Below are 20870 nucleotides of genomic sequence, written 5' to 3'. Positions count from 1 at the left end.
CGATAGCGGTATCTCAGTCGACAACATTCCTGACTGAACCACCGCTATCGCGAGCAAGCTCGCTCCCACAGGGATTTTCTACTACCAGGCACCCATTGCAGGTGCCTGGTCTACAGCGGTTTAGCCGATAGTCATCAAGCTGGCGTTACCACCCGCGGCGGCGGTGTTGACGCTCAAGGCTCGCTCGATCACCAGGCGCTCGAGCGCCACGCTGGTTTCGCCCTGGGACAAGCCATGGACCCCGACGATGGCGCCAGCGCGCTTGGCCACCTGCTGGCAGACGCCGCGCAGTTGATCCGAATCGCCATGGTGCAGGACAGCGTCGAACAGGACCTCGTCCTTGGTCCAGTCGGCAACCCGTTGGATGCGTGCCTGGATCTCCTTCGGCAAGCGTGCGAACAAGGCCTTGCTCGCGTCGGTTTCCGGCCACACGGCCGAGCCGCCCACGGCCAGTACGGCCGCCAGTTGCGTCAGCAGGTCGCCTTCCACGTCGGCCAGGCACAACACATGCTCGCGCGGCAGGATCGCGTAGCTGTTGCGTTCGCCGGTCGGCCCGGTCAACTGGCGGGTGATACCGCTTTGCGATTGGGCCGCGAACTGCACGCACAGGGCGCTCAGTTCGGCGAGCTTCTGGCTGTCGGCCCAGGCTTGCAGGGCGGTCAGCGGTTTGCTCATGGCGTCGCGCAAGCGCAGGTCCGGCGCAGTCAGGGCATCACCACGGACGAAGGACTGTTGGATCGCGTCCGTAGGACGTGTCGACAACAGGCGATACAGGTACAGCGGACCACCGGCCTTGGGGCCGGTGCCCGACAGGCCTTCGCCGCCAAACGGCTGTACGCCGACCACGGCGCCGACAATGTTGCGGTTCACGTAGACGTTGCCGGCATGCACATTGTCGATGACCTTGGCGATGGTCTCGTCGATGCGCGTGTGTACGCCCAGGGTCAGGCCGTAGCCGGAAGCGTTGATCTGGTTGATCAACTGGTCCAGTTCCTTGCGCTTGTAGCGCACCACGTGCAGCACCGGGCCGAAGATCTCGCGCTGCAGCTCGTCGAAGCTTTCCAGCTCGATCAGGGTTGGCATGACAAAGGTGCCGCGCTTGCACTCGTCGCTGTCGGCGATTGCCATCTGGTACACGGTGCGACCTTTGTCGCGCATGGCCTGGATGTGTTTCTCGATGCCGGCCTTGGCTTCGGCGTCGATCACCGGGCCGATGTCCACGGACAGACGCTCAGGGTTGCCGAGGCGCGATTCGGCCATGGCGCCCTTGAGCATTTCGATGACACGGTCGGCGGAATCTTCCTGCAGGCACAGGACCCGCAGGGCCGAGCAACGCTGGCCGGCACTGTCGAAGGCCGACGACACCACGTCGATGACCACTTGTTCGGTCAGCGCCGAGGAGTCGACGATCATGGCGTTCTGGCCGCCGGTTTCGGCGATCAGCGGGATCGGACGGCCCTGGTTGTCCAGGCGACCGGCGATGTTGCGTTGCAGCAGGCGAGCGACTTCGGTGGAGCCGGTGAACATTACGCCTTTGACTCGCTCGTCACCCACCAGGCGGGCGCCGACGGTTTCGCCACGGCCCGGCAGCAATTGCAGCACGCCTTCCGGAATGCCGGCTTCGAGCATCAGGCGCACAGCCTGGGCAGCCACCAATGGCGTCTGCTCGGCGGGCTTGGCCAACACCGGGTTGCCGGCGGCCAGGGCGGCGGCGACCTGGCCGCTGAAAATCGCCAGCGGGAAGTTCCACGGGCTGATGCAGACCACCGGACCCAGTGGGCGGTGGGCATCGTTGGTGAAATCGTTGCGCGCCTGCACCGCGTAGTAGCGCAGGAAATCCACGGCTTCACGCACTTCGGCAATGGCGTTGGCGAAGGTCTTGCCGGCTTCGCGGGCCAGCAGGCCCATCAGCGGCTGGATCTCACCTTCCATCAGGTCGGCGGCACGCTCCAGGATCGCGGCGCGTTCGGCTGGCGGCGTGGCCTGCCAGATTGGCGCGGCATTGAGGGCGCACTGGATGGCGTTGTCGACGTCGGCGACCGTGGCTTCCTGCACATGGCCAACCACGTCGCGGTGATCGGACGGGTTCAGTACGGGGGCCGGGGTTTCTTCGCTGGCGGCACAGCCGAGCATCGGCACGGCTTTCCAATCGTTATGGGCAGTGGCCAGCAGGGCACAGGACAGCGACGCCAAACGATGTTCGTTGGCCAGGTCGATGCCGCTGGAGTTGGCGCGGTCGCTGCCATACAAATCGCGCGGCAGTGGGATGCGCGGGTGCGGCAGGCCGAAACCGCCTTCCAGCGTCGCCATTTGCTCGATGCTGGCCACTGGATCGGCCACCAGCTCCTGAATCGAGATGGACTGGTCGGCGATACGGTTGACGAACGAAGTGTTCGCGCCGTTTTCCAGCAGGCGACGTACCAGGTACGCCAGCAGTGTTTCGTGGGTGCCGACCGGAGCGTACACACGGCACGGACGGTTCAGCTTGCCTTCGGAAACCTTGCCTACAACCTGTTCGTACAGCGGTTCACCCATGCCGTGCAGGCACTGGAATTCGTACTGGCCCGGGTAATAGTTCTGACCGGCGATGTGGTAGATGGCTGCCAGGGTATGGGCGTTGTGCGTGGCGAACTGCGGGTAGATGACTTCCGGCACCGACAGCAGCTTGCGGGCGCAAGCGATGTAGGACACGTCGGTGTACACCTTGCGGGTATAGACCGGATAGCCTTCCAGGCCTTCGACCTGGGCGCGCTTGATCTCGCTGTCCCAGTACGCACCTTTTACCAGGCGAATCATCAACCGGTGGCGGCTGCGGCGGGCCAGGTCGATGACGTAGTCGATCACGTATGGGCAACGCTTCTGGTAGGCCTGGATCACGAAGCCGATGCCGTTCCAGCCGGTCAGTTGCGGCTCGAAGCACAGGCGCTCCAGCAGATCCAGCGACAGTTCGAGGCGGTCGGCCTCTTCGGCGTCGATGTTCAGGCCGATGTCGTATTGCTTGGCCAGCAGGGTCAGCGACAGCAGGCGCGGGTACAGCTCGTCCATGACGCGCTCGTACTGGGCGCGGCTGTAACGCGGGTGCAGGGCGGACAGCTTGATGGAAATGCCTGGGCCTTCATAAATCCCGCGGCCGTGGGACGCTTTGCCGATCGAATGGATGGCTTGTTCGTACGAGGCCAGGTACTTCTGGGCGTCATGTTCGGTGAGTGCGGCTTCACCCAGCATGTCGTAGGAATAGCGGAAGCCTTTGGCTTCGAACTTGCTGGCGTTGGCCAGGGCCTCGGCGATGGTTTCGCCGGTGACGAACTGCTCGCCCATCAGGCGCATGGCCATGTCGACGCCCTTGCGGATCATCGGCTCGCCGCTCTTGCCGATGATGCGGCTCAGGGAGGAGGTCAGGCCCGCTTCGTTATGGGTGGCGACCAGTTTGCCGGTCAGCAGCAGGCCCCAAGTGGCGGCGTTGACGAACAGCGACGGGCTGTTGCCCAAGTGTGGCTGCCAGTTGCCGGTGCTGATCTTGTCGCGGATCAGCGCGTCACGGGTGCCTTTGTCCGGGATGCGCAGCAGCGCCTCGGCCAGGCACATCAGTGCTACACCTTCCTGGGACGACAGGGAAAATTCCTGCAGCAAACCCTGAACGATACCGGCACGGCCGCCGGCACTTTTCTGATTGCGCAGTTTTTCCGCAATCGAAGCAGCCAGCTTGTTGGTGGCTTCGGCCATTTGCGCCGGCAGGCGGGCCTGCTCGATCAGCATCGGCACCACTTCCGGCTCAGGGCGACGGTAAGCGGCGGTGATGGAGGCGCGCAGGACCGATTGCGGCAGGATGCTCTCGGCAAATTCGAGGAAGCATTGGTGAGCGTGGTCGACCTGCACATCGCCGGCATCATCACTGTCGGTGCGAGGTGAACCGTTCAGCTCGGTCAGGGTTGCACCACCCTCGAGTTTTTCCAGGTAATTGAAAATTGCCTGCTTGATCAGCCAATGCGGCGTGCGATCAATCGAGGTTGCGGCCGCCTTGAGGCGTTCGCGGGTCGGGTCATCGAGTTTGACCCCAAGGGTGGTGGTAGCCATATTTTTATCCTCATGTTTACCACGTATCGCGTGGCATCAGCTGGCGGCAAGATTAGCTGCGGGATGATTGAGGTGCAACCGGGTGCAACCCTTTTTTTCTTGAAATGACAGGCTGTTCATCCGGAAGCAAACACGGCCCTTTCAATCCTGCACCGGCTTAGTGCTTTGGCTTCTAGCTGAGTGCTGGGAACTGCACTAAAAGGGAGCAAAAAACGCGGTTTTTGCGATAAAACCGATCAGGTGCAACTTATTCGAGCGAAACTGGTTGCACCTTATTTGATTTGTTGAATAGCATTCGCGGCCAAGGTGCAACCGGTTCAAGACCGAGGGGCATCGGCTGATGGCTTTCCTGGGGAAACATCAGTCATAAATTCGCGGGACTGCAAATCGTCGCTACAACGTCTGTGTTGTCGACGCTTTCAACTGCCACCGCTACATAAAAACAAAGCCAGGGCGTAACTCATGAGTGTAAGTAATCCCACCTTGATCACTTTCGTGATCTATATCGCAGCCATGGTCCTGATCGGTCTGATGGCTTACCGCTCCACCAACAACCTTTCCGACTACATCCTGGGCGGTCGCAGCCTGGGCAGCGTTGTGACGGCACTGTCTGCCGGTGCTTCCGACATGAGCGGCTGGTTGTTGATGGGTTTGCCGGGTGCCATCTACATGTCCGGCCTGTCGGAAAGCTGGATCGCCATCGGCCTGGTCATCGGTGCCTACCTGAACTGGCTGTTCGTGGCCGGTCGCCTGCGGGTACAGACCGAGCACAACGGTGACGCGCTGACGCTGCCGGACTACTTCTCCAGCCGTTTCGAAGACAAGAGCGGCCTGCTGCGGATCATCTCTGCGGTAGTGATCCTGGTGTTCTTCACCATCTACTGCGCTTCCGGCATCGTGGCCGGCGCCCGCCTGTTCGAAAGCACTTTCGGCATGTCCTACGAGACCGCGCTGTGGGCCGGTGCTGCGGCGACCATCGCCTACACCTTCGTCGGTGGTTTCCTGGCCGTGAGCTGGACCGACACCGTACAAGCGACCCTGATGATCTTCGCGCTGATCCTCACGCCGATCATCGTGCTGCTGGCTACCGGTGGTGTGGACACCACATTCCTGGCCATCGAAGCAAAAGACCCTACGTCGTTCGATATGCTGAAAAACACCACCTTCATCGGCATCATCTCGCTGATGGGCTGGGGCCTGGGCTACTTCGGCCAGCCGCACATCCTGGCGCGCTTCATGGCGGCGGATTCGGTCAAGTCGATCGCCAAGGCGCGTCGCATCTCCATGACCTGGATGATCCTCTGCCTGGGCGGCACCGTCGCCGTGGGTTTCTTCGGTATCGCTTACTTCTCGGCACACCCTGACGTGGCCGGTCCTGTGACCGAGAACCCTGAGCGGGTGTTCATCGAGCTGGCGAAGATCCTGTTCAACCCATGGGTTGCCGGTGTGTTGCTGTCGGCCATCCTGGCGGCGGTGATGAGTACCCTGAGCTGCCAGTTGCTGGTGTGCTCCAGCGCCCTGACCGAAGACTTCTACAAGACCTTCCTGCGTAAAGGTGCTTCCCAGCTGGAACTGGTCTGGGTCGGCCGTGCCATGGTGCTGTTGGTGGCCTTGGTCGCCATCGCCCTGGCCGCCAACCCGGAAAACCGTGTACTGGGCCTGGTGAGCTACGCCTGGGCCGGTTTTGGTGCCGCCTTCGGCCCTGTTGTCCTGATCTCCGTGATCTGGAAGAACATGACCCGCAATGGCGCGCTTGCCGGCATCCTGGTGGGTGCGATCACCGTGATCGTCTGGAAGCATTTCGCGTTGCTGGGCCTGTACGAAATCATCCCGGGCTTCATCTTCGCCAGCCTGGCCATCTACATTGTCAGCAAGATGGGCTCGCCTACCGCGGGTATGCTGCAGCGCTTCGACGCGGCGGAAAAAGATTTTCGCCTGAACCAGTAAGGCCTTCAGCGAGCCCCCGATGGCTCGCGGGAGGGTTTGCATGAAAAACGGCCCGTCTCCAATGGAGGCGGGCCGTTTTTTATGGATGTCAGTCCGGGTTGGCGTCGGGCTGGTTGAGAAAGATCAACACGCCCAAAATCGCCATGTAGAACCTGAACGCAGCGTCCTGGCCATTCCAAATTTCTGATTGCCACATCAGGAACCACTCGCCACCGACGACCATGAAACCAAAGAACCAGACGAAGAAGCCCACCGTCAGGCCGGCAACGGCCCAGCGCTTGGCGCGGGCGAAAACCGCAGCCTCGGCCTGGCGTGCCAGCCACAGTTCCAGTGCGCCGTAGCCCAGCAACCCTGCCGTCATCGCTTCGCCGAGGATAATCAGCCAATAGGCGCCGTGCCACATCCACGGTTGATCGATGGTCCGATACCGGGCGGCATTGTCGGGAAAGGTAGTATCCATGCTCAGTACGTGATGGACGAAATTGAAGTTGGAGCTGTAGTCCGTGACGTTATTGAACACGGTCATGAAGGCGAATGCGGCGAGCGCCAGGGTCATTGCGATTTTTGCGTAACGTGTCGTCATGCCGTGCGTCCTTTGCTTTTTTGCGACCAAGGCACGTTATCACGCCCACCAAAACCCAGAAATCGCCAACGTTGCAGGAAACGGCTGATTCGTTTGTAGGGCGGTTGCGGTTGGCGGCGATGCCTGGAATGTCTATCGGAAAATGCATCAGGTTCTGCGGCTTTTAGCTTATTGGGTGTAGGGCAAATCTGTTTTTCCTGACCTTCAATCCACTGCCCCTATCGCTCGTGCAGAATCGCCGGCCTCCATTTCGCAGAGGCACATCGGATGTTCCCGCCTGCCAACCAACCGCGTTTCACGCTGACACTCGACAGCGGGCCGAATGAGCTCAAGGTGCTTGAATTCAAGGGCAAGGAAGCCATCAGCCAGCCCTATCGCTTCGACCTGGACCTGGTCAGCGAGCGGTCTGACCTGGCGCTGGAAGAGCTCCTGCATTGCCAGGCATTTCTGGGGTTCGATGATTTCGGCGGTGGCATACACGGTCAGATCTATAGCGTGGCCCAGGGGGATTCGGGCAAGCGCCTGACCCGTTATCAGATCAGCCTGGTGCCCCGCCTGGCCTACTTGCGCCATCGCATCAACCAGCGGATTTTCCAGCACCTGAGCGTGCCCGATATCGTCGCCCGGGTGTTGAAGGAACATGGGATCCTGGCGGATGCCTGCCAGTTCACGCTTGGCGGACAATACCCCGAGCGCGAGTATTGTGTGCAGTATGGCGAAAGCGACCTGGCGTTCATCGAGCGGATCTGCGCCGAAGTCGGCATCCATTATCACTTCAGGCACTGCCCTGATAGCCATCTGCTGGTGTTCGGTGACGACCAGACGGTGTTTCCCCGCCTGCCTGAGCCGACGCTATACCTGCCGGACAGCGGCATGGCCGCCGCCGGGCCGGCCATCAAGCGCCTGGCGGTACGGCTCCAGACCCGTACCACGGCCGTGACGTTGCGTGACTACGACTTCCGCAAACCCGGACTGTTACTGCAAACCCACCTCGACAATCGGCAGCGCCCTGTGCTCGAGGACTATCACTACCCCGGCGGTTTCGCTGCCCGTGACGACGGCAAGCATCTGACCCGGCGCGCCCTTGAACGCCATGGCGCCGACCACTGCGTGGCAGAAGGCTGCAGCGATGAGAGCGCCCTGGTCAGCGGACACTTCATGCGTATCAAGGAGCATCCCCGGGAACCGTGGAATGATCTTTGGCTCCTGACCCAGATCGACCATCATGGCCGTCAACCGCAGGTGCTGGAAGAAACAGCCGCCGTCGGCGCGGATGAATTCCAAGGCTACAAAAATACCTTTCTCGCCACGCCATGGGACGTGTTCTTTCGGCCACCCCAGCATCACGAAAAACCCCGCGCCCATGGTTATCAGTCGGCGATGGTCACCGGGCCGGTCGGCAGCGAGATCCATTGCGATGAATTCGGACGGGTCAAGGTGCAACTGGTCTGGGATCGCGACGGTCAATGCGATGAGCATTCGAGCTGCTGGCTGCGCGTGGCCTCCGGTTGGGCCCACGATCGCTATGGCGCAGTGATGATCCCCCGGGTCGGGATGGAAGTCCTGGTGGGGTTCATCGATGGCGACGTGGACAAGCCGTTGGTCGTCGGGTGCCTGCCCAACGGCGCCAACCCGGTGCCGCTGGACCTGCCGGCGGACAAGACCCGCAGCGTGTTGCGCAGCCAGAGCAGCCCCGGCGGGGGAGGCTACAACGAATTGCGCATCGAGGATCGCAAGGGCGCCGAGGAGATCTACCTGCGGGCCCAGCGCAACTGGACCCAGCATGTGCTGCATGACCAGCGGGTGCAGGTCGATCATGAACGCAGCATCGTTGTCGCCGGTACGGCACGGCACGAGCTCAAGGCTGATGAGCAGCGCCTTACCCATGGTGCGCGCCGGGCGGAAGTACGGCAGGACGATCATCTGCTGGTGAGTGGCGAGCGGCATATTCGTGTCACCAGCCAGGTCCTGAGTGCCAGCCAGCAGTTTCATGTCAGCGCCGGCCAGCATGTGGTCCTGGAAGGGGGCGCCAGCGTGACCCTTCAGGCCGGCGGCCATTGGATCAACATCGGCGCCGGTGGGATTTCCAGCAGCGTACCCATCGAGGTCGGTGGGGCGCCGATGGCGGTCATGAGCGCGGCGTCCGGCGCTCCAGGCAGCGCCGAGACGCTGGTCGCTGCGGCGGCGCCTGCGCTTTCCCTTGCGCAGATCCTTAGTTTTCAAGGCTCGGCGCCGTTCTGCGAGGAATGTGAGCGTTGCAGAAACGGCGCCTGTGCAGCGCCGTCGGTCTTTCACAAACCTGTCGATGCCTCGGGGTGTCCATGAACAGCGATCAATCTCCCCGCGCCTGGCTTGAGGCCCACCCTTTGCAGGCCTCCGAACAACTTTTCGCCATTTTCAGCAATGCCAGCAGCGCCGGGGCGTTGTCGGCCTGGAGGCGCTCGATGAACTCGACAGCCAGCCCGATCTGGGCCGATACGCCGTACGCCGATTGGGAAGCGGTCATGCCCTATGTAGGACTGGTCAGCGTAGACAGTGGGTTTATTGATTGGATTGCCGCCACCGACTCCCTGGATTGGGGGTGGCTGGCGGTTTCGTGTGTAAGCCAGCAAATCCTTGCCGAACACTTGCGAGGGCTCACGCAGGTGCTGTTGCCCAGTGGCAAACCCGTCTTCCTGCGCTTTTGGGATGGGCGCTTCGTGTGGCCGATCCTGCAATCGACGGAGGTGGAGGCCGGGCAACTCTTGCCAGTCATCAAGCGCTGCCTGATCAATGGGCAATCTCTTGAGGTCGTGGGAAATGCCCAGCGGCCGGCCCAGGCTTTTCCCTGGTGGCAGGTACCCGTGGCACTGTTGGAGGCAATGGCCGAGGAGCCGACGGACTGTCTGCTGGACAACGTGCTCACTTGGCTGGGTGAAGAGCATCCGCATGTGTTCGAGCGGGTCGACCACAGCATCCTGCGCTGCAAGATTGCCCACTTTCTTGAGCGATCGGCGGCGGTTGAGACGCAAATGGCGCCATTGCAGGCGTATTTGCTGCGAGAGCTGGGCTGATGGTGGCCTGTCCGCTAGGCTGCGAACCCCTGACGTCCGACGCGCTTCGAGGTAAACTCGTCGCCCTTCGCAGGAGCCGCCATGAATTATCGCCACGCCTTCCACGCCGGCAATCACGCCGATGTGTTCAAACACCTGACCTTGACCCGCCTCATCGCCTTGATGTCGCGCAAGGAGCAGCCCTTCGCCTACCTCGATACCCACGCGGGCATCGGGCTGTACGACCTGCAGGGTGACCAGGCCAACCGTACCGGTGAGTACCTGGAAGGCATTGCGCGGTTGTGGGGCGAGAGCGATCTGCCGCCGCTGACTGCCGATTACATGAAGGTGCTGCATGAGATGAACCCGGACGGGCAGTTGCGCTATTACCCGGGCTCGCCGGAACTGGCGCGGCGCCTGACCCGCTCCCAGGACCGTGTGCTGCTCAATGAGAAACACCCTGAAGATGGCGTGTTGCTCAAGGACAACATGAAAGGCGACCGTCGCGTGGCGGTGCACCTGGGGGAGGGCTGGCATGTGCCGCGGGCGCTGCTGCCGGTGGCAGAGAAGCGTGCCCTGATGCTGATCGATCCGCCCTTCGAACAGCTGGATGAGATGCAGCGCTGCGCCGCCTCCCTCAAGGAAGCCATTGGCCGGATGCGCCAGACGGTGGCGGCGATCTGGTACCCGGTGAAGGACCAGCGGATGTTGCGCCGCTTCTATCAGGACCTGGCCGGCACGGGCGCGCCAAAGCTGTTGCGCGTGGAGCTGCTGGTGCATCCATTGGCGACGCCCAACAGCCTGAACGGCTCCGGCCTGGCGATTGCCAATCCGCCGTGGGGGCTGGAGCAAGAGTTGCGTGAACTGCTGCCGTGGCTGTCGAAAAAGCTAGGGCAGACCCAGGGTGGGTGGCAGATGGATTGGTTGATCGCTGAGAGCTGATCATTGAGCCAATGCATTCAGGTTGTCTGGAAGGACGCCTTCGCGAGCAGGCTCGCTCCCACATGGGTTGTGCGGTGTTCACAGAACAGCAACTGACAAAAATCCCTGTGGGAGCCGAGCTTGCTCGCGATGAGGCCGGTACACCCAGCATCCTGGTGACTGACACATCGCCATCGCGAGCAAGCTCGCTCCCACTTGGGTTGTGGGGTGTTCACAGAACTGCAACCGACACAAATCCCTGTGGGAGCTGAGCTTGCTCGCGATGACGGTGGTTCAGCTGCATTGATGTTGAATGTGCCGCCGCATCGCGAGCAAGCTCGCTTCCACATGGGTTGTGGGGTATTCACAGAACTGCAATTGACACAAATCCCTGTGGGAGCTGAGCTTGCTCGCGATGACGGTGGTTCAGCTGCATTGATGTTGAATGTGCCGCCGCATCGAGGGCAAGCCTTGCTCCCACAAGCCCAGCTCCCACGCTGGGTCTGGGTGTAAAAGTCAGATCGGGCAGGTCACGCCCGTACCGCCAATCCCGCAATAGCCCTCAGGGTTCTTCGCCAGGTACTGCTGGTGGTAGGCCTCGGCGAAGTAGAACGTCGGAGCTTCTTCGATTTCGGTCGTGATAGTGCCTTTGCCGGCCTTGGTCAACTCGGCCTGGAAGACTTGCTCGCTGTGTTTGGCAGCCGCCAGTTGAGCCGGGGTGGTGGCATAGATCACCGAACGGTACTGGGTGCCGATGTCGTTCCCCTGGCGCATGCCCTGGGTCGGGTTGTGCAGCTCCCAGAACATTTTCAGAAGCTGCTCGTAGCTGACTTTTGCCGGCTCATAGACCACCAGCACCACTTCGCTGTGGCCGGTCAGGCCCGAACAGACTTCTTCATACGTCGGGTTCGGCGTGAAGCCGCCGGCGTACCCCACCGCTGTACTGACCACGCCTTCGCGCTGCCAGAACTTGCGCTCGGCACCCCAGAAGCAGCCGAGGCCGAAGATCGCGAAATCCACGTCCATGGCAAACGGGCCCAGCAGCGGCGCGTCGTGGACGAAGTGTTTTTCCGGCACGGTCATTGGGGTTTCACGGCCAGGCAGGGCTTGTTCTTGAGTAGGGAGCACGTTTTTGTTCACCAGGATTTCCGAGCGCAAGACCATTTATCAGTCCTCTCAGTCAGATTGAGTTGAGCGAAATAGACCGTCAGTGTGCCCAATGCCGATTCGTTAAGAAAGCGACAACCGTGGCGAGGGGATGGACGTAGGGGTGGCTATGGCCGTCAGACGAGCGGCCCACGAGGATAGCGCTTGAGCTTTTCGATCAGCTCGGCGCCGGGGATCGGCCGGTCGAACAGGTAGCCCTGGCCGACGTCGCAGCGATGGCGGCGCAAAAACGCCAGTTGCTGGGCGGTTTCGATGCCTTCGGCCACGACCTTGAGTTTCAGGTTGTGGGCCATGGCGATCACCGCCGAGGTGATTTCCATGTCGTCCTGGTTGTCCGGGATTTCGTGGATGAAACTGCGATCGATCTTGATGATGTCGATCGGGAATTTCTTCAGGTAACTGAGGGACGAGTAACCGGTGCCGAAATCGTCCATGGCCAGGGTCAGCCCCAGGCGCTTGAGCTGGTCGAGTTGCAAGTGGGTGTCTTCGGTGGCCTCCAGCAACAGGCCTTCGGTCAGCTCCAGTTCCAGCAGCCGCGCCGGCAGTTGTTCCTCCTTGAGGATGCTGGCGATGGAGGCGACCAGGTCCGGGTCGGAAAACTGCTTGGGTGACAGATTGATCGCCACCTGCAAGTTACCCAGGCCGGCTGCGGTCAGCTGTTTGCTCATGCGGCAAGCCTGGCGGGCGATCCATTTGCCGATGGGGATGATCAGGCCGGTTTCTTCGGCGACGCTGATGAACTGGTCCGGGCGGATCATGCCCTTTTCCGGATGGTTCCAGCGCAGCAACGCCTCCATGCCCAGCAGACGGCCGCTGCGCAGGCACAACTTGGGCTGGTAGAACACGTCCAGCTCGTTTTGAGTCAAGGCGCGACGCAGGTTGTTTTCCACGAACAGCTTGTAGCTGGCCTCGGCATTCAGCGCCTCGGTAAATACCTGGACCTGGTGCTTGCCGTTGGCCTTGGCCTTGTGCAGGGCGAGGCCGGCGTTACGCATCAGGGTCTGCGGATCGCGGCCGTGCAACGGCGCGCAGGCCAGGCCCACGGAGCCGGTCACGCTGATCAACTGGTTATCGACGAACATGGGTTTGTCGAGGGTCATCAGCAACTGACTGGCGATCTGCTGCCCGGCTTCCAGGCTCGTGTCGTCCAGCAGGACCGCGAACTCGTTACTGGCAAATCGCGCCAGGCTGCCGCTGGGGCTCAAGCTGTTGCGCAGTCGCCGGGCCAGGCTGATCAGCAGTTTGTCACCGGTCTGGTGGCCGAGGCTGTCGTTGATGCGCTTGAAGTTGTCGATGTCCACCAGCAGCAGGCTGATGGGCGAATCACTGTCCCGGGCGAAGCGTTCATCGAGGTTGCGAATGAACGCCGGACGGTTGCCCAGGTTGGTCAGGTTGTCGGTGTACGCCAGGCGCTCGATGCGCTGCTGGGCCAGCTTGGTCTGGGTGATGTCTTCGTAGATGCCGATGTAGTGGGTCAGCTCGCGGTTATCGCCATAGACCTTGGAAATCGACAACTGGCCCCAGTAGGGCTCCAGGTTCTTGCGCCGGCTCTTGAACTCACCCTGCCAACTGTTGCTCTGGGCCAGCGCCGAGGGGGCGTCGAACAGCAGTTCGCTAAGGTTCTCCAGGGCTGGCAGTTCCGAGAGGCGCTGGCCGTGGACTTCGTCGGTGGTGTACTGGGTGATCGCGGTGAAGCTCGGGTTGACGTACTCCACCACACCGTCGCAATTGACCAGCAGGAACGCGTTGGCACTCTGTTCCACGGCGCGCTGGAACAAGTGCAGGGCGCTGGTGGCGGTGCGTCGGTTGTGGTTGTTGATGACCTGGGCGAACTGGTCTGCCAGCTCGCCGGCAAAGGCGATTTCATCCGACTGCCAGGCGCGGGTGACACCCACTTGCTCCAGGCACAGCACGCCCACCACCTGGCCGTCGATACGCACGCTGGCATCGAGGACGGCGTTGACGTCACGGGCGCGCAGGTTCTCGGCCATTTCCCGGGTGCGCGGGTCGCGCATCGCATTGTGGGCGTCAATGGCGCGGCAGGTCTGCAGCGCCTCCATGTAGTCGGGAAAGTCGTTGGCGTCGATCACCGCTGGCAGGAAATACTCCTGGGATGCGCGGTTGTAGGCGGAAATCGGTACCAGTTTGCCGTCGTCCAGATTCCAGAGGCTGGCGCAGTCGATCTGGTAGATGTCGCAGGCGCTGCGGGTGATGAGTTCGGCCGCTTCGAGCAGGGAGTTGTTGGCGCTGTAGCGTTGACGGGTCAGCAGCAGGATCAGGTCCTGTTGGGCGCGTACCCGGTCCAGGTGCTGGAGCTGCTCTTGCTGGGCGCGCTGGTTCAGTTCCAGGGCGATCTGCAGGCGTGAATTCTGGGTTTCCAGGTCCAGGGCCGGCACGGAGGGTTCGCCTTGCAGCAAGTTGTCCACTGCCATCAGGTAACCGCGTAGCAGATGACGATTGTGTTGCTTATAGGCTTCACCCGTCTCCAGCACGTTCATCGGGCCCTTGGCGGTGTGGAGTGTGTAGCGGATCTGGTAATGAGAGGCCTGGGCCAGTTGTTGCTGGATGGCATCGTGCAACTGATAGCGCACTTCGGGTTCCATCAAGCTGGCGTAGGGCGCACTGACCAGCGAGCACAGCTCTACCGCCGGCAGGCCGAAGTATCGCTCGCAGTTGGGGTCGAGGAACAACAGCGCCCAGCTTGCTTCATTCAGCCGTTCGAAACGCAGCATACCGAGCCGCGAGGGCACCGGTAACTGCGTCACTACCTCGGCCGCCATACGGCTGGCGGCATCGGGTTGGCTTTTCATGGGGAAACTCGCTTCGAAAATGCTGATCGCGCCGGGCTGACGCCCTCGTTATTACGGATTGGCGCAAGGTTGCATCATTGCGGCACTGGCTGACAAGAGAGATGAAGGCCAAGTGCTATAAACCTTTTATCGGCCGACGAGAGGATTTCTCCAGTCGCCGACCGATCAGAGGGCATGGAAGATCATTGCAGGGGGATATCGATGGTCTGCAAGGGGTTGCCATCCCGGTCGTGAAAGGTGACTTGAAGGCTCTGCGCCGTAACATCCAGGCGGGCGAAATTGTCCTGGCTCACCACTTTGCTGGTCAGTTCATAGTGGTACTCACCGCTTTGGGTGTGGGCCATGGGCCTGTGGAAAATAAAATCCGAAGCTTTTGCAAAAGGCAGCAATTTACTGTTGTAGAACGGCGAGGAAACGACGGTGTTGACCTCGAAATCAGGATCCTCGCTGTGTCGCAGGCGGCTGGTCATGGAACCGTGGACATCGCCCGAGAGGAAAACCACGTTTTTGATCCGGTGGCGACGTATGGTTTCCAGCAGGCGCAGGCGTTGTTCCGGGAAGGCCTGCCAGGCATCGCCGTCATCGTGCTTGCTGTCTGGGAAGAACATGACGCTCGTCACGACCAGTTTGACCCGGGCGGGGCTGTCAATGAGCCATTGGAGCAGGGAGTGTTCCTGTTCCTTGTCGAGGATGCGCCGGTCTTGCGCCGACAGGTTGCGTTGCGTCCGGCTGTCGGTGACGAACCATTGGATATCGCCGTGGGTGAAGGTGTACCAGTAGCGGGTTAACGACTTGTTTAGTGTTCCCTCGTTCGACAGTTCATGGGCAGGTCCATGGCTGGCCTGATAAAGCCCATAGGCGTCCATCGCATTGGCGTATAGAACGTCGTCGTTAGGGGTTTTCCTGGCGGGCCAGTTGTCTTCGATCTCATGGTCGTCAAGGATCATGTAGATGGGGGTGCCCGACATCAGTTTCCGGATATGTGGCTGGTTAAATACCGTTCGGTATCTGAAAAGGATGTTCTGATAGTTTCGGTCCGGTCCGATGAGATTCAGGTCATCCAGATAAACCTGGTCGCCGGTCATCAATACCGCGCTGATCGGTGGGTCGGCCTGCGCCACGATGCGGTTGATGCCGGCAAAGGTACGGTCCCCAAGCCCTGGCAGCAACGGGGTGGCGGCGGCGATTCGCAAGTAGCGACAAGAGCCTACGATATAAGCGCGTGGAGTATCGATTTTGCTGGCCGGCGTGCGTAAGCAGTAGCTGTCCCCGGGCCATTGCAGCGGCAGTTCCTGGACGGTTTCCACGGTATGGGTCGGGCTCAGGACGCTGAACCAGCCGGCCTGGTAATCGTAGGCGGTATCGGGTTCAAGGCCCTTCAACACGATGACATCGGACATGTCGCGGTAGGCCTCCAATTGGACAAAATGCCCTTTTGACCAGCGTGTATCGCCTTGGCGCCGGTGGCGAATACCGGCGAATACCCGGGTGTTGCCGCGATCGCCGCGCAGGAATATCCGGGCATGGTCCGTTGTCGTGTGGCCGACAATGGGGCCAACGGTAGGTTTGAACATATTCGAATCCATTCGAAGTTTTAGTCGGTGGGTGCAGGCATCTAGTGGCCTTGGCGGTCTTGATGCTAAAGCCCGGCGCGCCATAAATATCGATAGGGGAGGGGGCGCAAGTTGTGGGAAATGACTAACAGGGGGCGTGGTCATTTAAAACCTGCGGGGTAGGAAACTGCCGGAGTGCCTGACAGACCGCCATCGCGAGCAGGCTCGCTCCCACAGGGGACTTTGTTGGTTTCAAAGTAAGGTGCAGCACCACAAGTCCATTGTGGAGCGAGCCTGCTCGCGATGAGGCCGGCACATCCAGCATCCTGACTGCCTGGCTGGAATTCCAGGCAAAAAAAGCCCCGCCAAACGGGCGGGGTTGAGGTACGAGCGTGGCGCTCGGAAAACAGTGCGCCGAATGGCCCTCCGCAAGGGAGGGCCGCCCGGTGTTACAGCAGGATAGTGCGGATGTCGCCCAGCAGATCGCTCAGACGCTTGGTGAAGCGTGCCGCGGCGGCGCCGTTGATCACACGGTGATCGTAGGACAGCGACAGTGGCAGCATCAGCTTCGGCTGGAAGGCTTTACCGTCCCAGACCGGCTGGATGGTGGCCTTGGAAACACCCAGGATCGCCACTTCCGGCGCGTTGACGATCGGCGTGAAGCCGGTGCCGCCAATGTGGCCGAGGCTGGAAATGGTGAAGCAGGCGCCTTGCATGTCGTCGGCGGTGAGCTTCTTGTTCCGGGCTTTTTCGGCCAGGGCAGCGGCTTCGGCAGCCAGTTGCAGCAGGCTCTTCTGGTCGACGTTGCGGATGACCGGTACCAGCAGGCCTTCCGGGGTGTCGACGGCAAAGCCGATGTGCACGTATTTCTTGCGGATCACAGCCTTGCCGCTTGGCGCCAGGGAGGCGTTGAAGTCCGGCAGTTCCTTGAGCAGGTGCGCACAAGCCTTGAGCAGCAGGGGCAGCACGGTCAGCTTCACGCCGGCCTTTTCCGCCACGGCCTTCTGCGCAACGCGGAAAGCTTCCAGCTCGGTGATGTCGGCCTGGTCGAACTGAGTCACGTGTGGAATGTTCAGCCAGCTGCGGTGCAGGCTCGACGCGCCGATCTGCATCAGGCGCGTCATGGCCACTTCTTCGGTTTCGCCGAAGCGGCTGAAGTCCACCGCCGGGATCGGCGGAATGCCCGCACCGCCAGTGGCGCCTTCGGCCGGTGCGTTCTTGGCCTTCTGCATCATGGCCTTGACGTAGGCTTGCACGTCTTCTTTGAGCACGCGACCGTGAGGGCCGCTTGGGCCGACGGCGGACAGCTCGACACCGAATTCACGGGCCAACTGACGCACCGCAGGGCCGGCGTGCACCTTGGCACCGCTTGGCGCAGGCGCGGCGGCGACAGGGGCTGGGGCAGTCTCGGCCTTGGCGGCAGGCGCGGCGGCTGGAGCCGGGGCCGCTTCGGCCTTGGCAGCAGGTGCAGCGGCTTGCGCGGGTGCGGCAGGTGCCGCAGCGCCAGCGACCTTGAGCTTCAGGATCAGGTCACCGGTGCCAACTTCGTCTTCCAGCTTGATCTCGACGCTTTCCACCACACCGGCGGCCGGCGATGGGATTTCCATGCTGGCCTTGTCGGATTCCAGGGTGATCAGCGACTGGTCGGCTTCGACGGTGTCGCCAACCTTGACCAGTACTTCGATGATCTTGGCCTTGCCCGACGAGCCGATGTCCGGGACATGGATGTCCTGGACGGTGGCCGCGGCAGGCGCAGCAGCTGGCGCGGGAGCCGCTTCGGCTGCTGGTGCGGCGGCAGGCTTTTCAGCCGCGGCCGGGGCCGCAGCAGGGGCGGGCGCTTCAGGCGCCGCAGCGGCGCCCTCGACTTCCAGCTCCAGCAGTTCGTCGCCTTCTTTCAGGCGGTCGCCCAGCTTCACTTTCAGGCTCTTGATGACACCGGCCTTCGGCGCAGGCACTTCCATGCTGGCCTTGTCCGATTCAAGCGTCAGGATGCTCTGGTCGGCTTCGATACGGTCGCCGACCTTCACAAACAGTTCAATTACTTCACCTTCACCGCTGCCGATGTCAGGTACGCGAATGAGTTCGCTCACGAAAATTCTCCTCAGCAGTCCAGTGGGTTGCGTTTTTCCGGATCGATGCCGAACTTGGCGATGGCTTCGGCCACCACTTTAGGTTCGATATCGCCACGGTCAGCCAGGGCTTCCAGGGCTGCCAACACAACGAACTTACGGTCGACTTCGAAGAAGTGACGCAGCTTCTTGCGGCTGTCGCTACGGCCGAAACCGTCGGTGCCCAGCACTTTGAATTCCTTGGAAGGAACCCACTGGCGGATCTGCTCGGCGAACAGCTTCATGTAGTCGGTAGAGGCGATGACCGGACCTTTGCGGCCGTTCAGGCATTCTTCGACGTAGCTCAGCTTTGGCTTCTGGCCAGGGTGCAGGCGGTTGCTGCGCTCTACGGCCAGGCCGTCGCGACGCAGTTCGTTGAAGCTGGTGACGCTCCAGACGTCGGCGCCGACGTTGAACTCTTCACGCAGGATCTTCGCTGCTTCACGCACTTCGCGCAGGATGGTGCCCGAGCCCATCAACTGGACGTGGTGCGCCGCTTCGCGGGTGTCTTCCTCGAGCAGGTACATGCCCTTGACGATGCCTGCCTCGACACCGGCCGGCATGGCTGGCTGCTGGTAGGACTCGTTCATCACGGTGATGTAGTAGAAAACGTCCTGTTGCTCTTCGGTCATCTTCTTCATGCCGTCCTGGATGATCACCGCCAGCTCGTAGCCGTAGGTTGGATCAAAGGTGCGACAGTTCGGGATGGTCCCGGCCAGCATGTGGCTGTGGCCGTCTTCGTGCTGCAGGCCTTCACCGTTGAGGGTGGTCCGGCCGGCGGTACCGCCGATCAGGAAGCCACGGGTACGGCTGTCGCCAGCCGCCCAGGCCAGGTCGCCGATACGCTGGAAGCCGAACATCGAGTAGAAGATGTAGAACGGCAGCATCGGCTGGTTGTGGCTGGAGTACGAAGTACCGGCGGCAATGAAGGAGCTCATGGCGCCCGCTTCGTTGATGCCTTCTTCGAGGATCTGGCCCTTCTTGTCTTCGCGGTAGAACATCACCTGGTCTTTATCGACTGGCTCGTAGAGCTGGCCGACGGACGAGTAGATGCCCAACTGACGGAACATGCCTTCCATACCGAAGGTACGGGCTTCGTCCGGGATGATCGGGACGATGCGCTGGCCGATTTCCTTGTCCTTGACCAGTTGCGCGAGGATCCGCACGAAGGCCATGGTGGTGGAGATTTCACGGTCGCCCGAGCCGTCCAGGATCGCCTTGAGGGTTTCCAGTGGCGGGGTCGGGAGGCTGAAGCTCTTGGCGCGACGCTGCGGTACGAAACCGCCCAGCGCGGCACGGCGCTCGGCCAGGTAACGGGCTTCGGCGCTGCCTTCTTCGGGCTTGAAGAACGGCAGGTTTTCCAGCTCGCTGTCCTTGACCGGAATGTCGAAGCGGTCGCGGAACAGCTTCAGGCTCTCGACGTCGACCTTCTTGGTGTTGTGCGCGGTGTTCTTCGCTTCGCCGGCGCCGGTGCCATAACCCTTGATGGTCTTGGCCAGGATGACGGTTGGCTGCTCTTTGTGGTTGACTGCCTGGTGGTACGCCGCATAGACCTTGTACGGGTCGTGGCCGCCACGGTTGAGCTTCCAGATCTCGTCGTCGGACAAGTCGGCAACCATCGCCTTGAGTTCAGGCGAGTTGAAGAAGTGCTCGCGGACGAACGCGCCGTCCTTGGCCTTGTAGTTCTGGTACTCGCCGTCGATGACTTCGTCCATGCGGCGTTGCAGGATGCCGTCGACGTCCTTGGCCAGCAGTGGGTCCCAGAAACGGCCCCAGATGACTTTGTTGACGTTCCATTGGGCGCCACGGAACACGCCTTCGAGTTCCTGGATGATCTTGGCGTTGCCGCGAACCGGGCCGTCGAGGCGCTGCAGGTTGCAGTTGATGACGAAGATCAGGTTGTCCAGCTTCTCGCGGCCGGCCAGGGAGATCGCGCCCAGGGATTCCGGCTCGTCGCACTCGCCGTCACCCATGAAGCACCAGACTTTCTGCTTGCCTGGCTGGATGAAGCCACGGGCTTCCAGGTACTTCATGAAGCGTGCCTGGTAGATCGCCTGGATCGGGCCCAGGCCCATGGAAACGGTCGGGAACTGCCAGAAGTCCGGCATCAGCCAAGGGTGCGGGTACGAGGACAGGCCGTTGCCGTCCACTTCCTGGCGGAAGTTGTTCATCTGGTCTTCGGAGATGCGGCCTTCCATGAACGCACGGGCGTAGACGCCTGGCGATGCGTGACCCTGGAAGTAGATCAGGTCGCCGCCGTGTTCGTCGGTCGGGGCCTGGAAGAAGTAGTTGAAGCCGATGTCATACAGCGTCGCGCTGGAGGCGAAGCTGGAGATGTGACCGCCCAGGTCAGAATCTTTCAGGTTGGTACGCATGACCATGGCCAACGCGTTCCAGCGTACCAGCGAGCGAATGCGGCGTTCCATGAACAGGTCGCCAGGCATGCGTGCTTCGTGGGTAACGGGGATCGTGTTGCGGTACGGCGTGGTGATGGCGTAGGGCAGTTGCGAACCGCTGCGGGTTGCGAGTTCGCCCATACGGGTCATCAGATAATGAGCACGGTCTTCGCCTTCTTTGTCGAGAACCGATTCCAGGGCGTCCAGCCATTCCTGGGTTTCGACGGGATCGAGGTCTTGCATGGCTTGCTCCAGGGCGGAAAGGCTACCAGAATCGGT

Annotated in this window: 11 protein-coding genes; 4 read left to right on the top strand and 7 right to left on the bottom strand. The window is 61.5% G+C overall.

All coding sequences use genetic code 11. The features are described 5' to 3' along the window. Positions 1–120 precede the first annotated feature (120 nt). Positions 121–4074, bottom strand: coding sequence for a trifunctional transcriptional regulator/proline dehydrogenase/L-glutamate gamma-semialdehyde dehydrogenase (putA, locus tag LQ215_RS16195; protein WP_230151375.1), 3954 nt, complete (start codon positions 4072–4074; stop codon positions 121–123). A gap of 462 nt (positions 4075–4536) precedes the next feature. Here putA and putP point away from each other — a divergent pair, with 462 nt between their 5' ends. After that, a complete protein-coding gene (gene putP, locus LQ215_RS16190) occupies positions 4537–6021 on the top strand; it encodes a sodium/proline symporter PutP (protein ID WP_230151373.1) in 1485 nt (494 codons plus the stop codon). Positions 6022–6109: 88 nt separating this feature from the next. Here putP and LQ215_RS16185 read toward each other — a convergent pair whose 3' ends face one another. Next, entirely contained in the window at positions 6110–6604 is a 495-nt protein-coding gene (locus LQ215_RS16185) for a DUF2165 family protein (protein ID WP_230151371.1), read from the bottom strand. A gap of 267 nt (positions 6605–6871) precedes the next feature. On the opposite strand from LQ215_RS16185, the gene LQ215_RS16180 reads away from it, so the two are divergent. From LQ215_RS16180 to LQ215_RS16170, 3 genes are all read left to right on the top strand, one after another. Next, positions 6872–8929, top strand: coding sequence for a type VI secretion system tip protein VgrG (locus tag LQ215_RS16180; protein WP_230151368.1), 2058 nt, complete (start codon positions 6872–6874; stop codon positions 8927–8929). Then, positions 8926–9657: a DUF4123 domain-containing protein gene (locus LQ215_RS16175; protein ID WP_436839583.1), complete on the top strand. Its 732-nt coding sequence runs from the start codon at positions 8926–8928 to the stop codon at positions 9655–9657. The genes LQ215_RS16180 and LQ215_RS16175 overlap by 4 nt, the downstream gene beginning before the upstream one ends. Positions 9658–9738: 81 nt before the next feature. After that, a complete protein-coding gene (locus tag LQ215_RS16170; protein WP_072340026.1) occupies positions 9739–10578 on the top strand; it encodes a 23S rRNA (adenine(2030)-N(6))-methyltransferase RlmJ in 840 nt (279 codons plus the stop codon). Positions 10579–11073: 495 nt separating this feature from the next. Here LQ215_RS16170 and msrA read toward each other — a convergent pair whose 3' ends face one another. From msrA to aceE, 5 genes are all read right to left on the bottom strand, one after another. Beyond that, positions 11074–11721, bottom strand: a complete 648-nt coding sequence (msrA, locus tag LQ215_RS16165) for a peptide-methionine (S)-S-oxide reductase MsrA (RefSeq protein ID WP_230151362.1) — start codon at positions 11719–11721, stop codon at positions 11074–11076. Between the two features lie 119 nt (positions 11722–11840). Beyond that, complete coding sequence (locus tag LQ215_RS16160) at positions 11841–14534, bottom strand: putative bifunctional diguanylate cyclase/phosphodiesterase (protein ID WP_230151359.1); 2694 nt, start codon at positions 14532–14534, stop codon at positions 11841–11843. 182 nt (positions 14535–14716) lie between these two features. Further along, a complete protein-coding gene (locus tag LQ215_RS16155; RefSeq protein WP_230151358.1) occupies positions 14717–16108 on the bottom strand; it encodes an alkaline phosphatase D family protein in 1392 nt (463 codons plus the stop codon). Between the two features lie 428 nt (positions 16109–16536). Continuing rightward, complete coding sequence (gene aceF, locus LQ215_RS16150) at positions 16537–18177, bottom strand: dihydrolipoyllysine-residue acetyltransferase (RefSeq protein WP_230151356.1); 1641 nt, start codon at positions 18175–18177, stop codon at positions 16537–16539. An 11-nt stretch (positions 18178–18188) separates the two neighbouring features. Then, on the bottom strand, positions 18189–20834 hold the full coding sequence (gene aceE / locus LQ215_RS16145; RefSeq protein ID WP_230151354.1) for a pyruvate dehydrogenase (acetyl-transferring), homodimeric type: 2646 nt from the start codon (positions 20832–20834) through the stop codon (positions 18189–18191). Between the last annotated feature and the right edge of the window lie 36 nt (positions 20835–20870).

This window comes from Pseudomonas brassicacearum (genome assembly GCF_918698105.1).
In the GTDB taxonomy this organism is placed as follows: domain Bacteria; phylum Pseudomonadota; class Gammaproteobacteria; order Pseudomonadales; family Pseudomonadaceae; genus Aquipseudomonas; species Aquipseudomonas brassicacearum_F.
The sequence above is the reverse complement of the archived record's forward strand: the minus strand, read 5'-3'. Positions and strand labels throughout refer to the sequence as shown.